At 47.1% G+C, this 26,883-nt stretch carries 19 protein-coding genes; 8 read left to right on the forward strand and 11 right to left on the reverse strand.

From position 1 onward, the window contains the following. Positions 1 to 54: 54 nt before the first annotated feature. Positions 55 to 3,060: a metallophosphoesterase gene (locus STSP1_RS09210; protein WP_161491694.1), complete on the forward strand. Its 3,006-nt coding sequence runs from the start codon at positions 55 to 57 to the stop codon at positions 3,058 to 3,060. 325 nt (positions 3,061 to 3,385) lie between these two features. Here STSP1_RS09210 and STSP1_RS09215 read toward each other — a convergent pair whose 3' ends face one another. The 5 genes from STSP1_RS09215 to miaA form a co-directional block, all read right to left on the reverse strand. Further along, positions 3,386 to 3,805 carry an arsenate reductase ArsC gene (locus STSP1_RS09215; RefSeq protein WP_085756060.1) on the reverse strand — a complete coding sequence of 140 codons (420 nt, stop codon included), beginning with the start codon at positions 3,803 to 3,805 and terminating at the stop codon, positions 3,386 to 3,388. A 117-nt stretch (positions 3,806 to 3,922) separates the two neighbouring features. After that, positions 3,923 to 5,677: an arginine--tRNA ligase gene (argS, locus tag STSP1_RS09220; protein ID WP_085756061.1), complete on the reverse strand. Its 1,755-nt coding sequence runs from the start codon at positions 5,675 to 5,677 to the stop codon at positions 3,923 to 3,925. A gap of 5 nt (positions 5,678 to 5,682) precedes the next feature. Beyond that, complete coding sequence (rsfS, locus tag STSP1_RS09225; protein ID WP_085756062.1) at positions 5,683 to 6,066, reverse strand: ribosome silencing factor; 384 nt, start codon at positions 6,064 to 6,066, stop codon at positions 5,683 to 5,685. An 80-nt stretch (positions 6,067 to 6,146) separates the two neighbouring features. Then, entirely contained in the window at positions 6,147 to 6,764 is a 618-nt protein-coding gene (gene nadD, locus STSP1_RS09230) for a nicotinate (nicotinamide) nucleotide adenylyltransferase (RefSeq protein WP_085756063.1), read from the reverse strand. Beyond that, on the reverse strand, positions 6,754 to 7,698 hold the full coding sequence (gene miaA / locus STSP1_RS09235) for a tRNA (adenosine(37)-N6)-dimethylallyltransferase MiaA (protein WP_161491695.1): 945 nt from the start codon (positions 7,696 to 7,698) through the stop codon (positions 6,754 to 6,756). The genes nadD and miaA overlap by 11 nt, the downstream gene beginning before the upstream one ends. Before the next feature lie 120 nt (positions 7,699 to 7,818). Between miaA and STSP1_RS09240 the strand changes: the two genes are divergently transcribed. The 5 genes from STSP1_RS09240 (at position 7,819) to STSP1_RS09260 (ending at position 15,083) form a co-directional block, all read left to right on the forward strand. Further along, complete coding sequence (locus STSP1_RS09240) at positions 7,819 to 8,718, forward strand: polyprenyl synthetase family protein (RefSeq protein WP_085756065.1); 900 nt, start codon at positions 7,819 to 7,821, stop codon at positions 8,716 to 8,718. Next, complete coding sequence (gene dxs, locus STSP1_RS09245) at positions 8,715 to 10,640, forward strand: 1-deoxy-D-xylulose-5-phosphate synthase (RefSeq protein WP_085756066.1); 1,926 nt, start codon at positions 8,715 to 8,717, stop codon at positions 10,638 to 10,640. The genes STSP1_RS09240 and dxs overlap by 4 nt, the downstream gene beginning before the upstream one ends. Beyond that, entirely contained in the window at positions 10,621 to 11,232 is a 612-nt protein-coding gene (locus STSP1_RS09250) for a CDP-alcohol phosphatidyltransferase family protein (RefSeq protein WP_085756067.1), read from the forward strand. The genes dxs and STSP1_RS09250 overlap by 20 nt, the downstream gene beginning before the upstream one ends. A gap of 148 nt (positions 11,233 to 11,380) precedes the next feature. Next, positions 11,381 to 12,646 (forward strand): serine--tRNA ligase, encoded by a 1,266-nt coding sequence (gene serS, locus STSP1_RS09255; protein WP_085756068.1) that lies wholly within the window; start codon positions 11,381 to 11,383, stop codon positions 12,644 to 12,646. Between the two features lie 25 nt (positions 12,647 to 12,671). Further along, positions 12,672 to 15,083, forward strand: coding sequence for a ComEC/Rec2 family competence protein (locus STSP1_RS09260; RefSeq protein WP_085756069.1), 2,412 nt, complete (start codon positions 12,672 to 12,674; stop codon positions 15,081 to 15,083). Positions 15,084 to 15,104: 21 nt separating this feature from the next. Here the strand turns inward: STSP1_RS09260 and STSP1_RS09265 are convergent, their stop codons facing one another. The 6 genes from STSP1_RS09265 to STSP1_RS09290 are packed head-to-tail and all read right to left on the reverse strand — an operon-like array spanning position 15,105 to position 23,167. Beyond that, positions 15,105 to 15,665, reverse strand: a complete 561-nt coding sequence (locus STSP1_RS09265) for an LbetaH domain-containing protein (RefSeq protein WP_085756070.1) — start codon at positions 15,663 to 15,665, stop codon at positions 15,105 to 15,107. A gap of 21 nt (positions 15,666 to 15,686) precedes the next feature. Further along, entirely contained in the window at positions 15,687 to 17,114 is a 1,428-nt protein-coding gene (locus STSP1_RS09270; RefSeq protein ID WP_085756071.1) for a dihydrolipoyl dehydrogenase, read from the reverse strand. 26 nt (positions 17,115 to 17,140) lie between these two features. Next, positions 17,141 to 18,541: an excinuclease ABC subunit UvrC gene (locus tag STSP1_RS09275; RefSeq protein ID WP_226997480.1), complete on the reverse strand. Its 1,401-nt coding sequence runs from the start codon at positions 18,539 to 18,541 to the stop codon at positions 17,141 to 17,143. 6 nt (positions 18,542 to 18,547) lie between these two features. Then, positions 18,548 to 19,897: a peptide-N-glycosidase F-related protein gene (locus STSP1_RS09280; RefSeq protein ID WP_085756072.1), complete on the reverse strand. Its 1,350-nt coding sequence runs from the start codon at positions 19,895 to 19,897 to the stop codon at positions 18,548 to 18,550. Beyond that, entirely contained in the window at positions 19,894 to 22,134 is a 2,241-nt protein-coding gene (locus STSP1_RS09285; protein ID WP_085756073.1) for an O-antigen ligase family protein, read from the reverse strand. The genes STSP1_RS09280 and STSP1_RS09285 overlap by 4 nt, the downstream gene beginning before the upstream one ends. Further along, the gene (locus tag STSP1_RS09290) at positions 22,103 to 23,167 is read right to left on the reverse strand and encodes an MraY family glycosyltransferase (RefSeq protein ID WP_085756074.1); all 1,065 of its coding nucleotides are present in this window, start codon (positions 23,165 to 23,167) and stop codon (positions 22,103 to 22,105) included. Before STSP1_RS09290 ends, STSP1_RS09285 begins: the two co-directional genes overlap by 32 nt. A gap of 172 nt (positions 23,168 to 23,339) precedes the next feature. Between STSP1_RS09290 and STSP1_RS09295 the strand changes: the two genes are divergently transcribed. Then, positions 23,340 to 24,893 (forward strand): alkaline phosphatase, encoded by a 1,554-nt coding sequence (locus STSP1_RS09295; protein ID WP_161491696.1) that lies wholly within the window; start codon positions 23,340 to 23,342, stop codon positions 24,891 to 24,893. Positions 24,894 to 26,057: 1,164 nt separating this feature from the next. Next, entirely contained in the window at positions 26,058 to 26,744 is a 687-nt protein-coding gene (locus STSP1_RS09300; RefSeq protein WP_085756076.1) for a cyclic nucleotide-binding domain-containing protein, read from the forward strand. Positions 26,745 to 26,883 lie beyond the last annotated feature (139 nt).

The raw sequence follows: 26,883 nt of genomic DNA on the forward strand, positions 1-26,883 counted from the left end.
CCGGTGATCTTGACGTTATACATAAAATGATAATTGAACAGTAATGGAGGTATTGTGGAAATAGGGTTGATACACTTAACAGATCTTCACTTGGAAAGTAAAACAGATATTGCAAATAAAATCAAATCGTTATGTTCAGTTACAAATAACGAACTATCAACTGCTGGAAAAAGATATCTGGTTATTAGTGGAGATCTTGTCAATCAAGGTAAAGCAGAAGAATATGCTAAAGCAAAAGAAATATTTCAAAATATTTCAGAAAAATGCAATATCGACAATCTAATAATGGTCCCTGGAAATCATGATTGTAATTTTGACCTTAATAACCAGATCAGAAAAAACATTATAAGTAATATTGATTACGATACTATTGGTAATGATGACTCGGTAATAAAACAGGCAACAGAAGTACAAAAAGATTTCTGGGATTTTTATTCTGAATTTAATGAGAAGCCAGATAATTATCTTGCATATAAAATCGTTGATAGTTTTAACGGAATTAATATATCCTTTATATGCTTTAATACTTCATGGATGTCTAGCAAAAATGAGAAAGTTGGAAGTTTATTCTTTCCTACAAAAATAATTGAAAATTTGGGGGATAGTACTGATATTTCAATTTCGGTATTTCACCACCCTTTAAACTGGTTTTCTCCGAATAAAACAACAAATAATAGAAATGAGTTCCAAGCTTATCTAGATAGAATTTCAAACCTTAAGCTAATTGGGCATGAACATGAGAATAAATCAATATCCAGAACAGATTTGGATACAAATATTAATGTCTTGGAGTTTTCAGGTGAAATCTTCAATAAAAACAGTGATTCTCATTCGGGATTCCAAATATTCAAAATTAAACCTAAAGAGGATAAAATATTATTAAAAAAATATTTTTGGAACGATGATTTATACATCAATGATAATCATGAAAGAGAAATTTCGATACAAAAAACATCAAATCGAAAGCTTAATATAAAAAAGCATTTTTTGGACAAACTTGATGACATTGAAATTCCTTTACATATTGAAAAAAGGCAAATTTCATTATCGCAAGTATATGTATATCCAGATCTTGAAGAAAGAAAGGAAGATTTCAATGAGTTGGATAGTTACATTGATTCCAGGCAACTGTTAGAAAATACAAAATTTAGCAAAGTAATTTTAGATGGAGATAGTCAAATAGGAAAGACGTCTTTATTATCAATACTTTTCAAGGAGTTCTATAAATTGGGACATTATCCGTTTTTATTAAACGGTGAAGATATAAACATTACGAGTATAGATGAATTAATACGAAAACATTTTCATGAAATATATGATAATAATTCTCAGCTTGATAGGTATTTACAGATAGAAAATAATAAGAAAGTAATATTGATAGATGATTTTTATAGAAATAAACTAAATGGCGAAAGATTAAAACAATTTATCGAAGAGATTTCTAATAAATATGCTAAAATTATTATTGTTACAGATTCGTCTGTTGAATTATCAGCAGAAGTTCAATCTGTGTTCAATGACTATGACAAACTGACAATAAAACCCCTTGGATATATAAAAACTGATGAATTAATAACCAATTATTTTGAATGCAAAAGTGATTTTTCTACATTAGGAGAGCAGGCAAAATTATCAAAAATAAAAAGTTCCTTTAATCAGGTCAGGAGCCTGTTAGGGGATAAAATATTACCTTCATATCCTGTGTTTATCTTATCTTTATTAAGAACTTTAGATGAAGCTACATTTAGTTTAAATGAAACATCATATGGTTATTGCTATGAGTCGTTGCTCTACTTTGCATTTAAATCAAAAGCCAAGTTAGAAGAAAATCAATTAAGTTATTATTTATCCTTTATAGAACAATTAGCATTTGACTTATTTAAAACAAATAGAACATTTTTTGATGATACTTATTTGTGTTATTTTTATGAGGAATACAAGAAAAACCATTTTATTGATGATTTTTGTACATTAGAAAAAATTCTTCTGGATTCTTATGTTCTAAAAAAATACGATAATACATATCAATTTGGCTATAAATACATCTATTATTTTTTAGCTGCAAAACACATTGCAGGCCTCATTAATACAGAAGAGGGCAAAAAAATAATTAAAGGCTTGTTTGATAAATTATACCTTGAAGAAAATGCTAATATTCTTGTTTTTGTCACACACCATACAAAAGACAATGATTTTATTGAAAAGTCTGTGATAAAAGCAATGGAGCCTTTTGAATGTATTGAACCAATAACACTAAAAAAAGATTGTAAATATTACTCTTTGATATCGGGATTAGCGGAAGATATTAAAAAAGAAATTTTAAAAGCTGATATATCACCTAGTAAAAAAAGGAAAGAAGATTTAGGCGAGGTCGATAATAATTACCAAAAATTAAATGATAATGATTTTACTGAAAATGACGTTGTTAGGCCATATATTACAGCCTTCAAAGCTATAGATATTGTTTCTCAAATAATAAAAAACCGTGTCGGCTATTTAAAAAAAGATGATTTGGTAACTTACATTAACGAGATATATCTTACAGGATTCAGAATGATTGGGGCGATAGGCGAAACCTATAATAATGCTAAAGACGAAATTTTAAACGATCTTGTTAATTCAATCATTGACGATATAGAAAAAAGGGCTAAAAACAGAGAATACTTGATGGCAGAACCCATAGATCGCTCAGTAATTGAAAAAAAAGTTTATAGATTTTTTGAAATAATTAATCTTCAAATATGCTTAAGTATATTTTCTAAATTGGTTGAGTCAGCTGGTATTGACGACTGTAAAGTCAGAGAAATATATTCAAAAGTAGCTAATAATATTAATACCCCTGCAGCCCAATTAGTAACATTTAGTATTAGGTCATACTACTATGGGGTGTCTGTCAAAGAAATTAAAGATCATGCTGAAAAGTTTTATAACAATCCAGTTGCACTGAAAATATTAAAGGCAAGAGTTATATCATATGTTTATAACAACCATTTAGCTTACAAAACGAAACAACAGATTTCTGAAATATTAGGATTACAGCTTAGACCAATTCAAAGATAGGGGGAATAGGGGACAGTTACCTATTTAAGTAATATAAAATCTTTTACATAAGCGAGATATGAGATTTGGCGGCATAGAAAATTAATTAGTAACTGTCCCCTATTTCCGAACCTATATCTGCTGCTTTTTTAGGCATTGGCGGATTAATACTAAGGCGAAGAAAATAACGTATGAGAAATAGGGGGGGGTAAATAGGAGGTAATTACCTGTTTTTAATAGTAAAAAGCTTGTAGCTCTCCCATCAGCTGAAAACTGCACGGGATGCCGATTGATGCTGTCAAAGATCAGGGAACAGCAGGGAATCTGCACAATTTTGGCGCAGGAGTTAAATTTTTAGCGTTTTGATAAAATCCCTGATCTCATCCCGCACTTTTCTGTAGCAGTCGAGTTTGAGGTCTTGATAATGATATGCAGATGCCATCTCGGGCGGGTCGTGGAAGCTTTTATGAACCACCTTTTCCGCCCCCGGAAAAACTGGGCAGCTCTCTTTTGCATTATCGCAGAGCGTTATTATCATATCAAAGGTTTCCTCAAGGAAAACCTCCAGTGATTTCGAGCTGAGCATCTGAGTATCGAGCCCTGCCTCTTCCATCGCATCAACAGCAAAGGGGTCTATCCCCTTGGGGTTCAGGCCTGCGGAGAAGGGCTCAACAGTTTGAGATTTCAGCTCCCTTGTCCACGCCTCTGCCATCTGGCTTCGACACGAATTACCCGTACACAGAAAAAGAACTTTCTTTTTCGCCATTGGTTTCTCTCTCTCATTATGTATTTTAAAATCCCAAAAATGCCTTAAACAGGGCTCTAAGCCCTGAAAAATGCAAAATAAAAGCTGCCCAGCAGCTAAACGCAGCGGCGCCTTCCGCTACATCTGCTCAGGAACGTCTATCCGAAGAATCTCCTCCAAACCGTGCCTGAGGGTCTGGTGGGTGAGCCGGCAGAGGGTAAGCCTTGAGCTTCTGGTAATTCCCTCTGAGCTGAGCACAGGGCAGTTAGTGTAGAAGGCGCTGAATTTCTGAGCAAGCTCGTAGAGATAAGCGGTGATGAAGTTCGGCTTGTATTCCGCAAGTGCGCCTCTTATTGCGAGCCCGTATTTGAGCAGATGAACTGCCAGATCCCTTTCGGCATCTTCCAGCACTTCGAGCCTATCAAGCCCGTCAATTTCGCTCTGAGTATCGATTCCCTTTTCTTTGGCCTTCTTCTCTATAGATTTAACCCTTGCGCAGGCATACTGCATATATGGTGCTGTATTCCCGTCCATCGAGAGCATCTTATCGAAGCTGAAGATGTAGTCGGTGGTGCGGTTGTTGGAGTAGTCTGAATACTTTATCGCACCTATGCCCACAGCCTCTGCTATTGATTTCTTCTCATCCTCGCTCAGCCCCGGGTTCTTCTGATTAACCACAGAATAAGCCCTCTCAACGGCCTCTTCCAGCAGGTCTTTGAGCTTAACGGTATCCCCGGAACGGGTTTTGAAGGGCTTGCCGTCTTCACCGAGCATTGTGCCGAAGGTTACGTGTCTGAGCTTTTGGTTCTGTGCTATGCCTGCGAGTTTTGCTGTGGCGAAAAGCATCTTGAAATGCAGGATCTGCCTTGCATCTGTAACGTAAACTATCTCGTCTGCCCCCAGCTTATCAATGCGGTATTTGAGGGCTGCAAGGTCGGTAGTGGCGTAGAGGAATGCCCCGTCGCTTTTCTGCACTATAAACGGAAGGGGCGAGCCGTCTTTGTTCTTGAACCCTTCCGGAAAAACGCATACCGCTCCATCAGACACCTCTGCGCAGCCTTTCTCTTTGAGGTGATCTACAATCTCCTGCAGCTGGCCGGCATAGGCGCTTTCGCCCCGCTCATCTTCTCTTGTAAGAGTTGCATTGAGCCTTTGATAGATCAGTGAATAATGTTTTCTGCTCTCTTCGATTATATCAATCCAGCTCTGCTTCCAGAACTGCTCGCCTCTGTGCAGGCCTGCGATTGCGGCTCTTGCTGTCTGGGCAAATTTTTCATCCTCATCGTAAAGCTTTTTCGCTTCCCTGTAGAAGGATTCGAGGTCTGAAAGGGCCATTGATACCTTTTCGCCGGATTCCTTCTTGCGTTCGAGAAGTGCGCAGAGCATACCGAATTGAGTGCCCCAGTCGCCGATATGGTTCTGCCTTACCGCATTATGCCCGGCAAATTCCAGCAGCCTGCAGATGCAGTCTCCGATTATAGTGCTCCTCAAATGGCCTACGTGCATCTCTTTTGCGATATTCGGGCCGGAATAATCCACCACAACCTTCTCAGGAGACTGAACCTTCTCGATACCGAGCCTCTCAGGATCAGATGCAGTTTCTAAAAGGGCCTTGCTGAGGAATTCAGGTTTTATGCGGAAATTTATAAATCCAGGGCCTGCAATTTCCGGCTCGTCGCATATATCCGATACATCAAGCTTATCTGCAGCCTTCTCAGCGAGCCCTCTTGGATTCTGCTTTGTTTTTTTGGCCGCAGCCATAACACCGTTAGACTGATAATCGCCGAATTTGGGGTTTGCTGAAGGACGTACTATCGCAGGGAATTCGCTGCCGGTTATCTCTTTCAATACAGAGCTGAGTCTTTCCTCGAGTATGTCTGCTGTTAGCTTCATCCGCTCTAACTCTCCTGCCACTGAATCTGTTTCGCATCGCCCCAAAGCAGTTCGAGGTCGTAGTATTCTCTGAATTCGCTCTCAAACAGATGTACTACCACGTCCACAAAATCAAGCAGTATCCATCTACCCTGTTCGAAGCCGGCTTTTCCAAAGGCCTGAAAGCCGGTCTGCTTGGCCTCCTTAAGAACTTCCTCTGCAACGCTTCTGGTTTGACGGTCGCTTGTGCCCGTTGCGATTACCAAATACTCAACTGCCGGATTCTGCCCGCATAAATCAAGCACAACCACATCTGAGAAGTGCCTGTCTGAGACCAGACGAGCCATCTCTACTGCAAAATTCTCAGCTTTTTTCTTTTCTTTTTCTGGTATCAATACAAGAAGCTCCAAAAATTTTCTTTTATTATTAGCGTTTCAATCTCTGCCCGAAGCGCTGCCGGCGTATAATTTTACCTTAATAGCAGTTTATATCAACCTGCTGAGTTAGCGGAGTAAACATTATTTTCCTTTATATACTGCTCCACAGCTTCTGGTACAAGCCCTGAGATTACATTTCCGCTGCTTAGTCTGCGGCGGATTTCTGTACTGCTTATATCGTAAAGAGGCGAATCTATGATGATATGCGGCAGTTTTTTGCCGAGCTTCGCCTCAATTTCTGCAAAATCAGGCCGTCTGGCAGAATCCCTCTTAACCACCGCCAGCGAGGCAAGCTCGATAATCTTATCTGCCCTGTACCACATATGGAATTCTTTTATCACATCCGCCCCGCAGAGCCAGAAGAGCTGGGCAGATGGGCTCTCGCTCTTGAGTTTTTCCAGCGTGTTGACGGTGTAGCTGGGCTGGGGCATATTGAATTCCATATCCGAAATGCTGCACCATTCTAATCCGGAAAATGCAAGCTCCAGCATCTCAAAACGCTGGGCATTGGAGGCCTCGGGTGAGCCAGTTTTGAGCGGCGATATTGCGTTGGGCAGAACAATTGCTCTGTCAAATCCGCCTTGCTGGTAGGCAGCCTGAAGGATATTTGTATGGCCTTTATGTACGGGATCGAATGTCCCGCCAAATAGAAGGAGTTTTTCAGCCATCATCCAGCCCGCCTTCCTGCTGCAAGATCTTCATTGCCCTGTCCAGAATAGAGACTTCAGATTCGTCCTGCCCTGCATTGATCCATTTGATATTATGAAAATTCTTAAACCACGTCCGCTGGGATTTTGCGAATTTGCGGGTGTTAATCTTAATCTGCTCCACAGCCTTTTCAAGCTCCATATTGCCTTTGAACACTTCAAAAAGCTCTGCATAGCCGATCGCAGCGGCGGCCTGTTTGCTGAGCGGTTTGTCGAGGCTGTAGAGCATCTCGGCCTCTTCAACGAGCCCCGTCTCTATCATTCGCTTCACCCTTGCATTTATCCGCCGGCTTTCAAGCTCCTTTTCCCGCCGGATACCTATCACAATCCAGCTCGGGTCGGGCGAGGAATTGAAATGCACCTGAAAAGAACTTATCGGCCTGCCTGTAAGCTCGTAAACCTCCATTGCCCTGATGAGCCTTTTGGTATCGTTTGGGTGAATTTTGTCTGCGGCCTGCGGGTCTATCCTGCTTAGCTGCTGGTGGAAGGCCTGTTTGCCTTCAGTTTCGAGCTTCTTTCTGAGCTTGTCTCTTAGCTGATTGGATGTTCCCGGGCCATCGAAAAGGCCGTAGAGCATATTCTTGAGATACATCGCTGTTCCGCCGACGCCTATAACCCTGTTATTCCTTGAATAAATATCTTCAAGAGCCTTATCTTTCAGCTCAAGAAAGCTGCTCACGCCAAACTCCTCCCACGGCTCCACAACATCAGTCAGATGGTATTTTACCACGTCTCTTCTTTCCTGCGGCGGTTTGGCAGTGCCGATATCCATTTTTTTATAAACCTTCATGGAGTCTATGCTTATAATCTCAGCGCCGATTTTCTGCGCAAGACCGTAGGCCAGCGAGCTCTTTCCGCCTGCTGTAACGCCGGTGATTATGACTTTCTTTTCGCTCAATATTGTCCTCTTATTTTAGCCCTCAGCAGAAACATTTTTCGTGATATTGCTTCTTGCAGGAATATAATATACTGTTTTGGCAAATATTTTCTACCTCTCATTAAAACAAGAGTTTGATAAATGAAAGCTAATACAGAACAGCAGCTCCCAAAACAGCTTGAGGCTGCTGCAAAAATAGTAAACCGGAGAATCAGCGAATATCTCGAAAATCGCGATGATATCCATCCCAAGCTCAAGGAGGCTGTGGTTTATGCCGCAAGCTCTCCGGGCAAGAGGCTTCGGGCAGCGGTTATTCAGATGGTTTGCAGGCTCTTCAGCGGCAGCATAAATCAGGATGCCATTACCGCTGCGTGCAGTGTGGAGATGATGCATGCATATTCGCTTGTGCATGATGATTTGCCTTGTATGGATGATGACCAGCTCCGCAGAGGCCAGCCCACTGTGCATGTAAAATTCGGCGAAGCCTCGGCGGTTCTCGCGGGAGATGCCCTTCAGAGCCTTGCCTTCGAGATCCTCGCAAAGGAAATCAAAGACAGCGAAAAGGCAATTAAACTGATCGGTATCTTGAGCGGTTTCTCAGGAGCAGGGGGGATGATTTCCGGACAGGCTGCAGATATGGAGGCGGAAAATATGCATTCCGGCATTGAAGAAGTGGAATATATCCACAACCACAAAACTGCGATGATGTTTGCAGCCTCAGCCGCTATGGGGGCTGTATGCGGGGATGGAAAATCTGAGGATATTCACAATATGATGCAGTGGGGAATTTACGCAGGGCTCTGTTTTCAGGTGGTGGATGATTTGCTTGATGAAAGCTCTACCCCCGAAGAGCTCGGTAAATCCACTGGAAAAGATCTCCAGCAGGGCAAGGCTACATACCCTGCTGCGGCGGGGAAGGAAGAATCTGAAAAAAGGGCGAAGGCTCTTGCCGGCAAAGCTGCAGAAATCCTTGAAATATACGGTCAAAGAGCAGACAATATCAAAAGCCTTACTCAATTACTTTATGACAGAAAAAAATGAACGATAGAGAAACTGAAAAACAAACGCTGCTTGATGCAATAAACTCCCCTGAGGATATCAGGCAGCTTTCAATACCTCAGCTCGGTGAGCTGGCAGAACAGATCAGGGATTTTATAGTCAGCACAGTAAGCGATACAGGCGGGCATCTTGCAAGCAATTTAGGTACAATAGAAGCCACGCTCGCTATGCATTACGTTTTTGATTTCTCTAAAGACTACCTGCTCTGGGACGTGGGGCATCAGTGCTACGCCCATAAGATAATAACGGGCAGGAAGGACAAATTCAGCCTTCTCCGCAAGGAGGGCGGCGTGAGCGGTTTTCCCGAGCCTTCAGAGAGCAGCTACGACCGTTTCCGCGTCGGACACGCTGGTACTTCCATAGCAACGGGTCTCGGCATTGGCTGGGGGCTTATGGATCAGGGCAGGGATGATAAGGTGGTTTCCTTCGTGGGAGACGGGAGCATTGTAAACGGGGCATCATTCGAGGCTCTCAACAATCTGCCCGGTCTGCCGAGGCAGATGCTCGTTGTGCTCAACGACAACAATATGAGCATCGACGTTACAAGAGGAGCTGTAGCCAAGATTTTTTCCAAAATACGCCTCAACAGCACTTACGAAGAGCTCAACAGAACTGCCAAGACTATCATTGAGCATATGCCGCTGATTGGAAAGCAGGTGGAAGGGGCAGTTCAGAGGTTTAAGAAGGCTATCAGGATGCAGCAAAGCGCCGGCCAGCTCTTTGAAAGCCTGAATCTTTCGTATTTCGGACCGGTAAACGGCCACGACATCGGCTCGCTCATAGAGCTTTTCACCGCCCTGAAAGACCTCGATCACCCAGCAGTTCTGCATATATACACAAACAAGGGCAAAGGTTATAAACCTGCCGGGGATAATCCCTCGAAGTACCACTCCACAGGCCCTTTCTATATAAACGGCGAATCGAAGAAGTCTGGAAAGAAGAGCTACACAAAGGTGCTCGGCGAAGCGCTCTGCGAGATTGCAGCTGATAAGAATTCCGGTGTTGCCGCTATAACAGCAGCTATGCCCGAAGGTACGGGGCTCAATATCTTCCGCGATCATTTCCCCGATAAATACTACGATGTGGGGATATGCGAAAGCGCTGCTGTGGATATGGCCGCCGGCATGGCAAAAACCGGCCTAACGCCTTTTGTGTGCCTATATTCAACATTCCTGCAGAGGGCATTCGATCAGATTGCTCACGATATCGCCCAGCAGAATCTGCACGTTGTATTCTGTATCGACAGGGCTGGGGTTGTGGGTGATGACGGCCCAACTCACCACGGTATGCTCGATATTGGTATGCTCAGAATGCTGCCCAATATGATACTCTGCGCTCCGGCAAGCGGGGAGGAAATGAGAAGCGCTCTTATGTATGCTGAGAAAACGAAGGCCCCTGTAGGAATACGCTACCCGCGGGATGTGCTGCCGGAGAACCTCAGCGATATCGAAAGCCTGAGCGAAGATTTCGAAACGGGAAAGAGTGTTTTACTATCGGCAGGTGATGCTGATGTTGTATTGGTTTCTTATGGGGCAGTGCTTACAGAGGTGGTGGAAGCTGCGAAGATTCTCGAACAGAGCGGGCTGCGATGCGATGTGCTTAATGCAAGATTCGCCAAGCCCATAGATCCGCAGATCGTGGAGCTTGCAAGAGAGGGGAAAATGCTTTTCTGCCTTGAAGACCACGGAGCGGCAGCAGGATTCTGCTCGGCTGTGCTGGAGGAGCTTTCCAAGGCGGGCGTTTCTTCGGAAAACGTGTTCTGTCTTGCAGCGCCGGATGAATATATCGATAAGGCCTCGAGAAAAACGCAGCTTGAAAGGTGCTGTGTGGGCAGTGAAGAGATCAGCAGACAGGTTCAGGCAAGAATAAGAGATAATAATTTGTATGAAAAAGCACATACCTAACATACTCACCATTTCCCGAATAGCTCTCACAATCCTGCTCTTTGCATTGCTGATTGGTATAGACGCCTCTCGGGGCAGTTTGTATTTCTGGGCATTTGTTTTCTTTGCAGTTATCTCTGCCACAGACTTCCTCGACGGCTTCCTCGCAAGAAGATGGAAGGTGGAATCAAGGTTTGGAAGGGTGGCGGATCCGTTCGCCGATAAGATTTTCATAACCGGCTGCTTTATAATCTTCGCATTCCAGCAGATTCCAGTGATGGAGAATCTTCCCCCAGGCGCCGCAGACGCCCTTCGATGGTCGCTGGCTTTGATAATACTGCTCAGGGAATCCGCTGTTACGATTGTAAGGCAGATTGCCGAGAAGAAGGGCTTTGATTTCTCCGCCTCAAAGTTCGGGAAGATTAAGATGTTCTCGCAGTGTATCCTCGGGGCGTATGTGCTTCTGCACTCAGCGATTTTTACAGGCTCAATGCTCTCAGACTGCCTTCTCGCAGCAGGCATCATTTTCACCGCTGCTGCCACTGCCGGCTCAGGAATTGAAGCCGCCCTCCGCCTCTATAAGGCATACATAAACCAAAATACCCCGGCCTGAGACTCACTTTTTCTGAAATTTAAAAATTTTCTTCATTAACCATTTACATAGTTTATTCCAAGTAATAATTTTTTTATGGAAATCACCCGCTTATTTGATAAGATTTTCACTCCCAAACAGATTACATAAACGAGCTCAGAGGAAGTAAATGATTGATATAAAGCTTATTAGAGAAAATCCGGAACATTTTAAGCAGGCTGCTGCGAATAAGAAGTTTGAAGTGGATATAGACAGGCTCATCGAGCTTGACGAGCTTATCCGCAAAACCAAAACGAATATGCAGGAGCTTACCGCCGAGAAGAACAGGATCGGCAAAGAGATTCCCAAGCTGGATAAAGACCAGAAGCAAAACGCAATCTCCAAGCTCTCGGAGATCAAGGAATCAGAAGCTGGTTATCAGGAGAAGCTCAAGGAGCTCCAGCCGGAATTTGATAGGCTTATGCTGCTTGTTCCGCAGCCTCCGGATGAAGATGTGCCGGTAGGCGAGGATGACAGCGAGAATGTGGAATTGCGTGTTGAAGGTGCTTTGCCGGAATTCGATTTCGAGCCCAAAGACCACGTGGAGCTGGGCAAGGCGCTTGGCATAATAGACCTCGAGAGAGGCGTTAAGCTCGCAGGCACCCGGAACTACTTCCTCAAGGGTGATGGCGCCCTTCTACACTGGGCTGTGCTTCGTTTTTCGCTGGATTATATGATCAATCAGGGCTACACGCCAATGTGCGTTCCTCTTCTGATGCGTGAGGAGGCAATGCGGGGTACCGGCTATTTCCCCGGCGCAGAGGAGCAGACATATATGCTCGAGCGCGATGAGCTCAGCCTTGCGGGCACGGCGGAGGTGCCGCTAACGGCCTACCGCTCCGGCGAGATCCTCTCAGAGGATGAGCTCCCGCTGAAATACTGCGCAATGAGCAGCTGTTTCCGGCGAGAGGCCGGCGCTGCGGGCAAAGACACGCACGGGCTCTACCGCATCCATCAGTTCGAGAAGGTTGAGCAGGTTGTAATCTGCAAGAATGATGAAGCCGAAAGCCGCAAATTCCACGATGAGATCCTTGCAAACTCTGAGGGCGTTATGAAGGCCTTGGGCATACCATACCGAGTAGTAAGCGTTTGTACGGGCGATCTGGGCAAGGGGCAGGCTGAGAAGTACGACATTGAAAGCTGGATGCCCTCCAGAAACAGCTACGGCGAAACGCATTCTGCAAGCCGGTTCTACGAATTTCAGGCACGCAGAATGAACCTGCGATACAAAGACGAAAACAAGAAGAACGTATTCTGCCATACGCTCAACAACACCGTAATAGCTTCGCCGAGAGTGCTTATTCCGCTTATGGAGCTCAATCAGAATTCCGACGGAACAATCACAATCCCAGAGCCCCTGAGAGCGTATATGGGAGGCAAAGAAAAGATAGGCTGAAAACAAACCCTGCGGGGAAGGCTTTGTGAACCGTAAACAGATACAGGCCAATCTGGCATTGGCTGAGGTTTCGCTGGTGCCTGCAGCTGAGCTGGCAGCTCGGAAGGCGAGGCTCTGCCCGCTCTTATTCGCTGCTTCAGGCTTTATTTTCGGCATAATCCTCTCCGGCGCAGCGGTTTTGCCAGCAGCTGTTTTTCTGTTGCTGTTTTCGGCTTTGCTTGCTTTGGCCGCCTTTCTGCGAAAAAAGGGAGCGGGATTTTGCTGGTTTGCGGCGGTTTTGTTCATAGCTTCATCTCTTCTGGGCATGCAAAGGGCAGCCAGCTTCCGCAATTTTCCGCCAGATCATATCAATTCGCTTATCTCCAAGAGAACCCTCGCACAGGTTGAGGCTGAATTCGTTAATAATCCGCGCATCAATGAGCGGGGGGATTTTGCATTCTGTACTGTAAATTTGCTCGCTGTCGAATCTGCCGGCAGGGATTTTATGGCTGTAAAAGGACGCTCAAACTGCTATATCTCGATAGTAAGCGGTAAAGACAAGCTGCCCGAGGCCGGCGATAAGGCGTTTATGTATGCGGTTTTCAAGCCGATTTCCAAGGCAAAGAATCCCGGGCAGTTTGACTACGCTGCATACCTTCGCACGAAGGGCATACAAACAAGCCTCAACGTTCGCTCCGACGGGATCGAGATTCTCGAGCGGGGCAGGCCGTCGCTTTTCGATTCCCTTGAGAGAACTGCCGTTCGCACAGTGATGGGTCCTGAGGAGAGCCCGTCTTCAGGGCTGCTTTCAGCTCTCTTGATTGGCCGGCGGGAAAACCTCAGCGATGAAACGTATCAGAATTTCAGAACAACCGGCCTTATGCATCTTCTCAGCCTTTCAGGTATGCACATCGGCATACTTGCCGGCATCGTCTGGCTGCTGCTAAGCCTCACAGGGCTCGGCACGCGCGGGAAATCTCTAATCACTGCGGCATTTCTCATCCTCTATATGATCGTTATTCCGTATAGGAGCCCTGCAATGCGGGCAACGCTTATCTGCCTGCTCTATCTCTCTGCGATTGCCTTTGGCAGGAGGGCGAATGCCCTGAATATGCTCTCCCTTGCCTGCCTCGTTACTCTCGGGCTTCGCCCCCTCGAGCTCTACAGCGCCGGCTGGCAGCTCTCTTTCATCAGCGTTTTCTCTATTATCGTATTCACCAAACCCTGCAATCTGCTTTTGAATAAGCTAACCGGTTTTCGGTTTGCCGGCGCTTCGATTGAGATGCCCGGCGGGAAGCGAATTGCTTCTTGGCTTATTAAGGCATTCTCTGTGGGCCTTGCGGTGTTTGCAGGCACTGCCCCTGTAATCTGGCAGCATTTTTATGCGGTATATCCGTACTCCACGCTGAATACTATCCTCCTCTCGCCCCTGCTTACGCTCAATCTCGCCTTCGGGCTGATTTCTGCTGTGGTTTCTGCTGTTTTGCCCGCGTTGGATTTTACGCTCGAGATAAGCAGGCAGATTACGGGCGTGTTTGCGGAAATTGTGCGGAGGCTATCCCTTCTCCCCGGCTCTGAGCTTGCATTGGCAAGGCCGCCTTCTTATGCGCTTCTGGCGTATTATCCAGCTATCGGCCTTGCGGCATTCTCGCTTTACCGCGCAGGGAGAAAATGGAAACTTGCAGCCGGCGTGGCAGGGCTTCTTGCTGCTGGCCTGTTTCTCTTTCCGCTTGCTGAGAGAGCGTTTGAGAGGCCTCTGAAAATGACGGTGCTCTCAGTTGGGGCTGGGCAGGCGATTGTGCTTGAGATGCCCGGCGGGGAAACTGCAATGCTCGATTGCGGGTCTTCCACATACTCCCGCCCGGGGAAAAAGATTATCCAGCCATTCCTCAAGCAGCAGGGCATAGATTCGCTGGAATTCATTTCACTCAGCCATGACGACAGCGACCATTACAGCGGCGTTGACTACCTTGCGGGCAATCTCGAAGTTGGCCGTATATACTCCGCCGATATAATCAGCTGCAAGAGCCCTCTCGAAACAGCTCCAGAGGCCTATCAGTCAGGCGGATGCAGAATTCTGTTTTGGCAGAATAAGGCAGCGGACGAAGATAACAACCGCTCGCTCGTTCAGATTATACAATACGCCGGCAAAACGACAGCCGTAACAGCGGACGTGCAGCAGGAAAGCCAGCATTGGCTGCTCAAAAGGCTCGAGGACGAGGGGATATCGCCGGATTTCCTCATTCTCCCGCACCACGGTCTGCTCACTACGTTAGATCTGAGCTTCCCCGAGAAGCTCTCGCCTGAGGCCTGCGTAGCAAGCTGCGGTGAGCTTCAGGATTTCCGGGGCGTTTATGAATCCGATGATTTTCCCGTATATAAAACCGCTCAGGCAGGGGCAGTGCAGATTAAAATTACCCGCTCAGGAAAGACCCAAATTGAAACTTTTCTCAAATGAAAGATTTCAGCAGCACCTCAATCATTGGTATTTGCTTTGGATCTCAGCTTCTATCTTTTTATAGCGTTTTGCCAGATCGAGGCAGCATTTCAGCACATCTTCTGCGAATTCCCTGTTTTTCACATCGAGCTCGCGTATCTTATAGATGTCTTTCTCGCCTCCGATTATCATTCCCGAATCGACGAGGTTGTTGCTGCCGATTTCGATGTTATCAATCGAGCAGTTGTGTTTTATCACCACCTTCGAGCCCACCGTGCAGTTGAAGAGAATCGAGCCGAAGCCGATAGAGCAGTGCGTTCCGGTTTTGCAGGGGGCGTGGAGGATTACATTATGCCCGAGCGTGCAGTTCTCGCCTACATCCACTGAGGAATTCTCAAGGCAGTGCATCACCACGTTATCCTGAATATTTGAATTATTGCCCACAGTAATTGTGCTCTGAGACTCATCGGCCCTGAGCGAGGCATTCGGCCCAACGAAAACATTTTCGCCAATTTTCACATTCCCGATGATCACTGCGCTGGGGTGAACGAATGCGCTTTGAGCAATTTCCGGCTCACGGCCGTATGGTCCTTTATGTATCATTTTGAAGCCTTTCCTGATTTATCAGCATAATGGAGATTCCGGACAGCTCCCGCATACCAGAAGCTCGGGCTGAGTATGTTTGTCTTTTAGTTTTGATGCGGCATTTCTGAGAGCCGAACGAAGGCCCTCCTCCAGCACGGGATGATAAAACGGAGACTGAAGCATCTCGAATACAGTCATCTGATTCTGCGCCGCTACAGCGAGCTGATGGGCGATATGCTCTGCTCCCGGGATAGCCATCTCCGCCCCGAGGAAACGGGCAGTCTGATTGTCTGCATAGATATGCAGCAGGCCCTTGTTGTTCTGTTCGAGGGCGGCTCTTGCCTGATCGGAGAAATCCTCCCTGCCCACAACAAACTCCCTGCCGGTTGTTTCGAGCTCCTCGCGCATATACCCCACAGCAGCAATCTGCGGGTCGCTGAAGACAATCCTCAGCGGGACGCGTCTGCAGAAGCAGTCGTCTTGTCCTGCTGCTGCATTTTTGCCTGCTATGAAGCCCTCGTCGAGCGCCTCGTGCAGTATCGGCCTGCAGCCGTTTACATCGCCAGCTATATATACCGGCAGATCGGATATCTGCGCTGTTTTGGGGTTGAAATTCGGCAGTCCTCTATCATTCAGTTCAACACCAAGATTTTCAAGCCCGAGCCCTTCGATATTCGGGCTCACTCCCATAGCCGCAAGCACGGCATCGTAGCAGTCGCAGTGGTCGCCGTAGCAGACGGTGATTTTGCAGTCTTTCGTGGATGAAAGCCTTGCAGCCTCGCCGAGATGTATCGGGAAATCACTGCCAACCGCTTCTATTGCCCTCTTCTTCACAGATTCATCCGTGAGCCCACCGAGGGTTTCCTTCATATCAAAGCCCACTACTTCCGTCCCTATTCTGCTAAGCGCCTGTCCGAGCTCGAGCCCTATCACTCCAAGCCCAATCACGGCAATCTTTTTCGGGATGTGTTTCTGTTCGAAGATTGTTTCGCTGGTGAGGATCCTATCGCCGAATTCCCGCCAAGGGCTCGGGATAAGAGGCGATGCGCCGGTTGCAATCACAATGCTCTTTGTTTTTATCCTTTCGCCGCCTGCTTCCACCATATCCGGAGCTAAAATCTTTGCCTTCGCCTCAATAAGATTATCGCCTGCGAGCTTTCTGGTAACCTTCTCCATATTCCCTGCAAATTTATCCCGCATCCCGCGTACATACTCCATCACCGAATCGGGATCTATGCTTAAGCTTTCCGCTCCGCTTATCCCTTCGCTCTGGAATTTATGCCTTCTGTGGAAATCGTTTGCAGCCTTTATAAGCGCCTTCGAAGGCATACAGCCCACTCTCGCGCATTTCGTTCCAAGCGGCCCCGGGTCTATCATAAGGTAGTTGTCTGTTGCGTTTTTGATTTGCCTCAGTGCGGAGAGTCCGCCGCTGCCTGCTCCGATAATTACTGCGTCTTTCTCTGTCATACAATCCTCCGATATCTAAAACAAATTTATTCTTCAGGTTTATTCGTACTTTTCTTTTCTCTTTTTGTCCTGCTTTTTTTGGCCTTGTTTTCTGCCTCTTCAAGGAAGGCCTTTCTTCTGAGTATGTGGTGGTAGTGCTGGGCGAATCTGTGGGATTCGTCGCGTATATACTGGAAGAGCTTTCTTACCGGCGAATTTGCCGGCAGGCGCAGGGGTTTGTCTTTGCCCGATACGTATATGATCTCTTCCTTTTTTGCCAGCGAGGCGAGATAGGGCTTTTGCCCCTCAAATTCGTTGAGCACATTCTCCACTGCGTGAAGCTGGCCGAGCCCGCCGTCGATGAGCAGCATATCAGGCAAAAGCTCGCGGCCGTCTAAAGCGCGTTTGTATCTTCGCCTTATCACCTCCTGCATTGAGGCGTAGTCGTCTATTCCTTCAACTGTTTTGATCTTGAATCTGCGGTAGCCGTGTTTGAAGGGGCTTCCATCTATGAATTTCACCAGCGAGCCCACCGTTTCCGAACCGCCCAGATGGGCGATATCAAATCCTTCAATAGTCCTTATCGGATCGGCAGAGCCCAGCATCTCGGCGAGTTTCTGATTTGCCGCAGAGAGATTATGAACAAACAGCTCAGGCTGCACATTCTCGCTTACAGTTCCACGGCTCTCAAGCTTGGAGATTAGATTTATCTTATCGCGGTATTCAGCGGCCTCTTCAAACCGCAGCTCGGAGGAGGCCTTCTGCATCTTCTCTTTGAGCTCCCTGAGAACCACGCTCCTTTTTGAGCGGAGAAATCTTGTGAGCTCTTCGATTATCTCGCGGTATTCTTCCTTGCTGATTCTTGCAGCGCACGGGGCGGTGCATTGATTAATGCTGTGCAGAAGGCAGGGGCGAAAGAATCTTCGTTTCTCGTCGTTTTCTGAGATTTCCAGCCTGCAAGTTCTGAATTTGAATATCTTCTGCAATAGCACCAAAACCCCCCTGAGCTCTCTGATTGCCGTAAACGGCCCGAACAGCCGGCAGCGTTTCTCGCCCGGATTGCGGGTGATATAAACGCCCGGGAAGTCTTCGTATGTGGTAATCTGGAGGTACGGGAAGGTCTTGTCGTCGAGCAGGTTGGTGTTGTAGGGCGGTCTTATGTCTTTTATCAGCCGCGCCTCCTGAAGTATTGCATCAACTTCGCTCTCAGTTTCCAGAAAGCTCACAGAGCACACCTGCTCAAGCATTTCTGCAATCTTCGGGCCTCGGGATGAATGGATGTCTGAGCTGGGCAGGAAGTAGCTCGAGACTCTGGAACGAAGGTTCTTCGCCTTCCCGATATACAGCACAGCGTCTTTGCTGTCTCTCATGAAGTACAGCCCGGGGGCGGTTGGGAACTGCCTTATCTGCTCGCGAATCTGCTCAATTTTGCCTTTATCTTCTGCCATTGCGTATTAATCATAAACTAAAAGGCAGGATGCTGCAATGTGCTGGGCATGGTATCCTCTGCCTTGGGAGTCTTTTTTGAAGTTTGCTGAGTACGGCTCGGCGGCGTAATCTAATTTCAGCTTTTTGCCGCCTTCGGCTGGAACGCTCACTATCCAAGGCCTCACAAGGCATCCGGGACGCCAGCCGGCTCTGTCTATATGCCATGTCCCGCCCTGATGGTCTATTGGGTTGAATTCGTTGTTGCTCTGCCAGAGATAGCTCATAAACTCTTTCCCGCCTGCGCTGAGCTTGCGCCATTTCCTTATAAATTCAGCGCCGTGGCCTTTATTTCCTTTCCAGCCGTGGCCTGTGAATATGCTGAAAAATTCTGCTCTCTCTGCCCAGTCCGGAAGCTTTATTTCTTTAGGCTCTATGCCCTCAAGCCCTTTCACCTCGGGCGTGCCGTAGCGGAATTTCCCGTTCCATAGCGGGAAGATCTTGCGGGGAATCTCCCTTCCTTGGCCTTTGTAGTACCGCAAAGTGATTTCCCAGCCGAAATTTCCGTCAACCTGCATGGCAAGCTTTCTTTCGCCTGTGAGCAGCTTGGCAAGAGGTGTTATATCCTGCTTCCACCTGCCCCCGGCTTCATTGTAGCTTGTGATGATGCGGGCAATCTCAAAATCCTGCCCTTTCTCTTCTGCGAAGAGCCTGTTCACCCTGTCCCACGGGTCGTTTTTCGGGATAAGCCTCCAGTCGAGAGTAACCCTGCCGATGCCTTCGAGGCTTTCAGGGAGGCTGAGGGTTTTTGAGCTCCTGTTCCAGTATCCTGAGCCCTCCCAGCGCAGCTCTTTCGGCTTTGAATTCTGAAAGCCCTCGCCTGTTTTCTCTACTGATAAATCCATAACCTCGGCCTTCTCGCTGAAATATAACCGGCTGAGCGGATAGACCGCATCCGGCAGGAAATAATCACTGTAAAAGCTGTGCTTGATGCCGTCAGTCCAGAGAGTTAATTCCCGCCCGCCGCATACGGGCGTAAGCTTTATTTTAATCTCCCGCCTGCCTTCAAATTTAAGCGTGCTCGGCTTGTTCTCGAGTATCAGTCCGCTGCTTGTGAGAAAGATTGATGAGCGTTTCTTTTTGTCATCTTTTTCCTCGTATTGAAGGCCTATGCCCAGGGCTTTTTCTGCGGCTGGTTTAGTGCTGGAGAAGGAGAATGGATTTTCCCTGCTGCACATAATCAGCCCGATATCACTTCCTTTTTCAAAATCCGCCTTGAAGCTTATCTCAAATCCGCCGGCTTCAGGCAGCTTCAGGCTTTCTGCAAAACAGATTGAGCCTATCAGGGTGATTGCGGCTGCTGTAACAAACCTTTTCATTTATCTGTTTCCGTGCTTAATTCAAGGGTTTCGCTGAGCTTGCTTATATTTTCTTCAATTATATTGAATTTTTCTTTGCCTATTCTTGAGATAAGCTCCTCTTCGGGGTAGTTTCTCCTGAATTCTTCCCTGAACATCAGCTCAATTTTTTTTGCCGCCTTGAATTCTCTCAGAGCCTGCTCATCCTTGCCGAGTTTTTTTAGTGCCAGAGCGTATTTCAGGTGAATTTCGCCCTTGCCCGGGTATCGCATAATTGCCATCTGGTAGTAGCTGCACGCATCCTTCAGGTTGTCTTTTTTGCCTCTGCTGATTGAATTTTCCGCCTGCAGCTCGCTCACCTCAGCCAGCCTGAGGTACGGCTTGAAGCTCGCTCTGTTCAGCATAGCCTGTTTTGTGAACATCTGTTCTGCCTTTTCGAGCAGTTTTTCGTTTTGGTTTTCTCTGAAATTTCTCAGATAGGCCTTCCCTGTAAGCGATGCCGGCCAACTGCTGAGCGGATCAGAATTTGCGAATCTGTTCAAAGCCGCATCATTCTGGAATCGTGTCTGCATTGCTGCGAGGAAGGTGTTTTTCATTTTCCAAGCTGGGATTGCAGCGAAAAATATAACCCCTGCCATAATAGCGGCTGCTGAAGAAAACATTAGCGTTTTAGGGATTAGTCCTTTAACGGGTTCAGTTTTCTGCTGTCTGCTTATTACAAAAAGCAGCCCGCAGGCAGCGGAGAATGCGAGGAAATTGCCCGTTTCGAAGATTGCAAAGTCTATAGTGTTGTGGATTAGTAAGGCGGCGATCCCGCAGAGCAGACCTGTTTTAAGGTTTGAGAAATTCAGTTTCTTCACGCCGTGCTTGGAGAGGAAAAACGCCCAGCCGAAGAATACAACTGCAGGAAAGATGAACATAATAGCCGCTGCATAGCTGTTCGCCCCTGAATTTTCGCTGTACTGCACAGGGATAAGCAGTGGGCGGAGAATAATCATAGCCAATGCCCCTGCGCCTGCCAGTAAGGCAGCTGGTTTGTAGCTCTCAGCCTGAAGCGATTGATTGTCTGAATCATTCTTGAAGCTCTTCCAGATTGGCAACACGTATGCTGCCAGAATAGCTGCAAGCCCTAAAATCCCGAATTGGCAGGCGAGGCTGAGAATGAAGTTGTGCGGGTCTGTAACGGTTTCCATAGCCTCAGGCAGCTTGAAATGGGGATAGAAGAAGCGGAAGTTGTCTGCACCAACCCCCCAGATATTATCAGCGAGCATTCTAACCCCTGCAAACCAGTACTGCCCGCGAACGTGCATTGAGCCTCCGCCCGGGAGGGTTTGATTGAGCCCTGCATAAGCTGCTGCAGTCAAAACTGCCAAAAGCCCCGCTGCTGCAATGCCCCAGAAGGCCAAAGACTTTTTTCTTCCTGCGGCTTTGAAAAGGAAGCAGGCCCCAAACAAAACCAGCCCTCCAATAAGGGCAAGAAAGCAGCCTTTACTCGAGGCAAGAACAACCATTGCGAGTATGCAGATTGTCTGAACGCCGAGAAGCAGGCGTGATTTGGCTTCGCTCTTCTCACGAAAGCTTGAGAGAAACAAAGCAAGCGACGGGAAAAAGCAAAGCAGAGCCAAAGAGCCCATCGCATTGCTGTTTGTGAAGAATCCCTTGATTTCGTTTGAATAAAGCCTGTGTTCATACATAAACTCATCAAGAGTTCCCGGGGTGATCGAAAGGGCTTCAAGCTGAGCCTGCGGGTTCTCTTCGTAGGCCTTGATAATATATTCATTGCTCTGAGAGAGCTGGAAGATCCCCTCCGCAAAATTCACCGCGCACGCCCCGAAAAGCAAAGCGAGAATGAGTTTGCTTGCGAGTTTTCTGTCTTCAAGCTGGGTTATAAGCTGAAAAAGACACAGCCCCGAGATGAGCATAAGGCTGTGGTTGACAGCAGCCCTTTTCTCAGATGCAAAAAAGCAGAGCAGCCCTGCGATTGCCGCAAAGATCAAGGCCGGAATCTCCGAGCCGTTTTTCGCCCAGCCGGGGCTCGAAGAACGCAGGCGGGAGAAAAGATAAATGCAGAATGCAATGAGGCACGATACGGTAATCATCAGGAATCTGAAATTTACCGGTATATCAGATAAGGGGTCTATTCTGTTTATCCCTAAGGCTTCAACGGTAGTAAGCCTCACTCCGGCCATAGCAAGGAAAAAGCCGCAGCACAGGAGGAGCATTTTTTTAGTTGTCTTTTTCTTCTTTTTCGCTGCCATTTATTATGGTTTCTTTGTTTATATTGTTTTTTTCGAGTATTGCTATTATACCAAGAATCATCAGAGTTTGAGTGAAAATCACGCCCGCCTGAATGAGAGTTGCCCTGCTGAGAAATACCGCCCCGAGCCCAGTGCATATCGTGGCCAGATAGAGCGTAAGCGCTGCCTGCCTCTCGCTAAGTCCTCTGCGTTTGAGGCGATGGGAGAAGTGCTGAGTGTCTCCGAGAAAAGGGCTTCTTCCTTGGCTTAGCCTCAGAAGCGTAACGCTTATAAAATCATACAGCGGCACTGCCACTGCAATTAGCGGAACGAATACCGCTGCCCGGCTGTCTATGGCGGATGTTTCATTGTAGTATGTGATTCGGAGCGTGAGAAGAGCAATAAGAAACCCTATCACCAAAGACCCCGCATCGCCCATAAATATCTTGGCGGGGGGAAAGTTGAATATCAGAAAGCCTGCAAGGGTTCCGCAGATAACTGCCGCAAAGACAGCGTTTTCCAAATCTCCGCTTATGCAGGCCGCACTGCCCAAAACAGCGGATACGATAATCGCTATCCCGGCGCTCGCCCCGTCCATATTATCAAGAAAATTAAATGAATTTATAAGCAGGACAATCCAGAAAATGCTCATCGCGGCTGTGATCAGTCTGCTTTCGATAAACAGCTCAACCCTGCCGCCTCCAAAAAATGCGGCAAGAGTTGCTGCTGCAGTCTGGAATATGAGCTTTTGGAGGGGTGAAAGGTTTTTAATGTCGTCCGTAAGGCCTGCTGCGAACAGAAAAACTGCCAAAAGAGAAATAGCCATAAGCTCGGGATTAAAAACATTTGCAAGCGGGAAAAATATCGCAAAACTGAGTATTATTGATATAATTATGGCAATCCCGCCCCCGAGGGCTATTGAATGAGGATTGTATCTGTCTTCTGACGGGATAGACCGAAAGTCCTTTTTAAGGGATATATTTCTTACCAGTAGGGTGAGTATTGCAGAGGAAAAAGCGGAAACCAAGAATGCGGGGATTAAAAATCTGCTCATTTTAAAACCGCTAATAAAAAATTAACTAATTTTGTATAAACTTATTTTCGGCCTTTGGGTAAATTATGCAGGCCGAAATACTATATATTTTACTAAGCTGAAGGGTAAAAATATTTCGCTGAATGTCAACAATCTTGCTATGAGCAGGATTTCAGCAGTCGAGGAGATTATAATGAAAAAAATAATGCTTTTTCTTTTCATCGTTTCGTTTGCAGCTTCAGGATTCCCCGCCTCGCAAACCTGCCCTGATTCCAAGTTGCAGGCAAAATATATCTTTTACTTCATTGGAGACGGAATGGCCAGCACTCAGGTGTATGCAGCTGAAGCTATGGTTGAAAACGGACGTATTGAGGATTCCAGCGGCTCAAGGATGAAAAAGCTCGCTATGAGCAATCTTGATACTGCCGGTTCTCACAGGAACTACGCCACAAACAGGCTCATCACCGATTCCGCAGCAGCGGGCACTGCAATGTCCTGCGGCGAGAAGACTTCAGTTGGAACAATCTCCATGGGTCCTCAGCGGGAAAGAAGGCTGCCTTTAATTACAAACGCTCTGAAGGAAAAGGGATTGAAAATCGGAATTGTTTCCACTGTTTCAATAGACCACGCAACACCAGCCTGCTTTTATGCAAATCAGCCCTCACGAAACAGCTATTGGCATATAGCAAACCAGCTTTCAGACAGCGGTTATGATTATTTCGCCGGCGGCGGAATGAAAGGGGCGAGGGTGGAAGACGGAAAACGCGTCTTTATGCCGGGGAAGAAAAAGGCAGCGCCGGAAAATGACCCTGTGGAGAAGGCCAGAAGGGCGGGCTACAAGATTGCCTGCAGCAAAGAAGAGCTTCAGGAGGTGAGCCCGGGCCGGAAAGTTTATGCCTTCGAGCCGGACACGCTGGACAGCAGTATGGCGATGCCCTATGAGATCGACAGGCCGGCAGATTCAATGTCTTTAGCTGATTATACAAGAGAAGGGATTCGCCTTCTCGATAATCCGGAAGGCTTTTTTATGATGGTGGAGGGCGGAAAAATAGACTGGGCTTGCCATGCCAACGATGCCTTTACAGCCCTCAGGGATGTGATTGCCTTGGATGAGGCAATCAGTGAGGCGGTTGAGTTTATGAATGAACATCCCGAAGAAACGCTTATTGTTGTAACAGGAGACCACGAAACAGGCGGTATGACTATGGGCTGGGCAGGCACGGGCTACAAAACAGCTTGCACTATGCTAAACTCCCAGACGGCCTCATACCAAATGTTCAACAAGTCGTTCCTTGATGAGCATAAGAGCAAAAGGCTTGAAGAGGTTGGCGGCGAGTGGGATACTTCCATTGATATGAACGGCTCCGTGAAGGATGCCTTGAAGGATGTATTCGGGCTCGAATATGCCAAGCTCTCCGATTACGATAAACAAAGGCTCGAAGATGCATATGATGCAACGATGGGCGAAAGCGGTCTTCACAGGCAGGAAGCCAGACTCCGCTTTGGCGGATACAAACCGATTACCGTAGCGGCTACCCATATGTTCAACCAGAAGGCCGGGCTCACATGGACAACATTCAGCCATACGGCGATTCCGGTTCCGATATATGCTTCCGGAGCGGGCGCAGAGAAATTCGGCGAGTATATGGATAATACTGATCTGCCCTTAAAGATTGCTGAGGCTGCGGGTATCGAAGATTTTCCCGCTTCCCGCAAAAAGCTTGCTGCAAACAGCGACGCCCGCTAACGGCGGAAACCGCTGCAGACTGTAGGCTTTTTGCAGCGGAATTTTAATAGGGACAGTTACCCATTTATTGTTGATTAAATATTTTTCCCCTGCGTCCTATTGTCCACTTATTTTCCGCCTAAGGCGGAGAACAAGTCCGCCTGCGGCGGATGGCTCGTGGCAAGTGGCAGAGTTGCAAGTGGCTCGTGGCAAAATCATTAGAGAAAAATCAGCGATGATTAGCGGCTGAAAAATTTTCTCTCCGCCTTTTCCTATATTAAATATTTATCCTGTAAATCCTTGCCCCGCAGCAAAAGAGGTTCGGGGCTGTAAATCCTGTCAAAAATATATCCCCTCCGTTTCCTCCGATAACTCTCCGCCACAGGCGGACTGGCTCTGTCAAAAAAACTGTCCACATCAGAGCAGGATTATGTATTGCGGTAGCAGCGTACTTGCCGGCAGAGAGCTTCTCCCCTCATTTATGAAAATGTTTTCTCTGATGTAAATTTGATTTAAAACATCGAAGTAATCGGAGGGAGAGAATGATATATTTATTTAATAACCTCTGTGTGCCTCTGACTCAGTCCGTAATTGCTGCGGCCAGTCTGTGATGAACGTCTATTGTCCACTTATTCCGTCCCGCCTGCGGCGGGCCTACATGCGTGGCTCGGTTTAAATATCTCTTTTTGTGAAATCGCTGCGTAATACTAAAGACAATCAGAGCCGCACGTGGAGTCCGCCGCAGGCAGAGAGCCTGTCCGCCGGAGGCGGATGGCTCGTGGCGAGTAGCAGAGTTGCAAGTGGCTCGTAGCAAAATCATTAGTGAAAAATTAGTGCTGATTAGCGGCTAATCTTGCATTAAAAAACCTTAGCGTATCTTAGAGCTGCTCAGTGGCTTATAAATCTCAGCGCCGATTAGCGGCTTAAAATCTCATAGCTCAAGAGCTGCGAAAAACAAAAATTTTTCAATTTTTCTTACTCATTATCTCGCAGGGTTTTATGGGATTGCCTCCATTCATTCAGTCCGGATTTTTCGCGCAAACCCTTAACATCTCGCCAAGGGTGAGAGTCATTTTTATTTTATAGGCTATGGCAGATTGAGAAAATTCTGTTTTTTTTTGGCCTCGTTTCCGATCTGCCCTAAACCGCCAGAAAATCGAAAAATTCGTTAATGAGGAGAAGGAAATGATCGACTATATCAAGATCGATTCAGACATTTTGAACCTGCCGTTGACCGGTGCTGAGAAGCTCGTGCTCGCCGCTGGAAGGCTGCCGAAGGGCTGCAGAATGAGCAACGCCCAGCTCGCCGGAATCTGCGGCGTCTCGCTGAGAACTCTGATAAGGATTGTGATGGAGCTCAAGAATTCGGGATTGATCAGAGTCCACAAATCCGGCAGCAATCGAACCATATTCACAGCAGACAACCGCCTTGCAGGGTATGACAGATTGACACAGCGACAAAATGACACGTGTCAGGATGGCGTTAAGTCGTGTCAGAATGTCACTAAGGGGTGTCAGGCTGTCACTGAAAAGTGTCAGATTGACACACATAATTTAAAAAATAAAAGAAATAAAAAAGAAAAGGCGGCGTCTCGAACAAAAGAGCCTTCCGGAGGGGCTCTTTGTTCTTCGCCTTCGGAAGAAAAAACTTCCGGCCATGGCGGGAGAGAGAAAACTCGCGGGGATATCGGGGATTTCACTATGAAGGAGTTTCGTGAGTATATTGCCGATAGGCTCGGGATGAAGCCGGGCGGGGAGAACTACGCCAGCAGGGCATACGAGCTTCGGATTGCGATCTTCACCGCAGGCAGCAGGGAAAACGCCGAATTCCTCGAATGGGTGCGAAAGCGGCGAGAAGGGTTAATTGAATGAGACCAGCGCACCTTTACCCCGCAGCTTTGATGTTTTTTCCCGAGCCTGTCCGCCGAAGGCGGAGAACAATCGGATAGATTCGTGGCTCGTGGCAGAGCTGCAAGTCCGCCTGAGGCAGAGTGGCAGAGCTGCAAGTCCG

This window comes from Sedimentisphaera salicampi (assembly GCF_002117005.1).
Lineage (GTDB): Bacteria > Planctomycetota > Phycisphaerae > Sedimentisphaerales > Sedimentisphaeraceae > Sedimentisphaera > Sedimentisphaera salicampi.

Coding starts and splice junctions, on each gene's coding strand:
- STSP1_RS09240 (WP_085756065.1), top strand. CDS start 7,819: ATGAAAGCTAATACAGAACAGCAGCTCCCAAAACAGCTTGAGGCTGCT.
- dxs (WP_085756066.1), top strand. CDS start 8,715: ATGAACGATAGAGAAACTGAAAAACAAACGCTGCTTGATGCAATAAAC.
- STSP1_RS09275 (WP_226997480.1), bottom strand. CDS start 18,541: ATGGCAGAAGATAAAGGCAAAATTGAGCAGATTCGCGAGCAGATAAGG.
- STSP1_RS09215 (WP_085756060.1), bottom strand. CDS start 3,805: ATGGCGAAAAAGAAAGTTCTTTTTCTGTGTACGGGTAATTCGTGTCGA.
- STSP1_RS09300 (WP_085756076.1), top strand. CDS start 26,058: ATGATCGACTATATCAAGATCGATTCAGACATTTTGAACCTGCCGTTG.
- STSP1_RS09265 (WP_085756070.1), bottom strand. CDS start 15,665: ATGATACATAAAGGACCATACGGCCGTGAGCCGGAAATTGCTCAAAGC.
- STSP1_RS09270 (WP_085756071.1), bottom strand. CDS start 17,114: ATGACAGAGAAAGACGCAGTAATTATCGGAGCAGGCAGCGGCGGACTC.
- STSP1_RS09290 (WP_085756074.1), bottom strand. CDS start 23,167: ATGAGCAGATTTTTAATCCCCGCATTCTTGGTTTCCGCTTTTTCCTCT.
- STSP1_RS09295 (WP_161491696.1), top strand. CDS start 23,340: ATGAAAAAAATAATGCTTTTTCTTTTCATCGTTTCGTTTGCAGCTTCA.
- serS (WP_085756068.1), top strand. CDS start 11,381: ATGATTGATATAAAGCTTATTAGAGAAAATCCGGAACATTTTAAGCAG.
- nadD (WP_085756063.1), bottom strand. CDS start 6,764: ATGATGGCTGAAAAACTCCTTCTATTTGGCGGGACATTCGATCCCGTA.
- STSP1_RS09280 (WP_085756072.1), bottom strand. CDS start 19,897: ATGAAAAGGTTTGTTACAGCAGCCGCAATCACCCTGATAGGCTCAATC.
- argS (WP_085756061.1), bottom strand. CDS start 5,677: ATGAAGCTAACAGCAGACATACTCGAGGAAAGACTCAGCTCTGTATTG.
- STSP1_RS09250 (WP_085756067.1), top strand. CDS start 10,621: ATGAAAAAGCACATACCTAACATACTCACCATTTCCCGAATAGCTCTC.
- STSP1_RS09285 (WP_085756073.1), bottom strand. CDS start 22,134: ATGGCAGCGAAAAAGAAGAAAAAGACAACTAAAAAAATGCTCCTCCTG.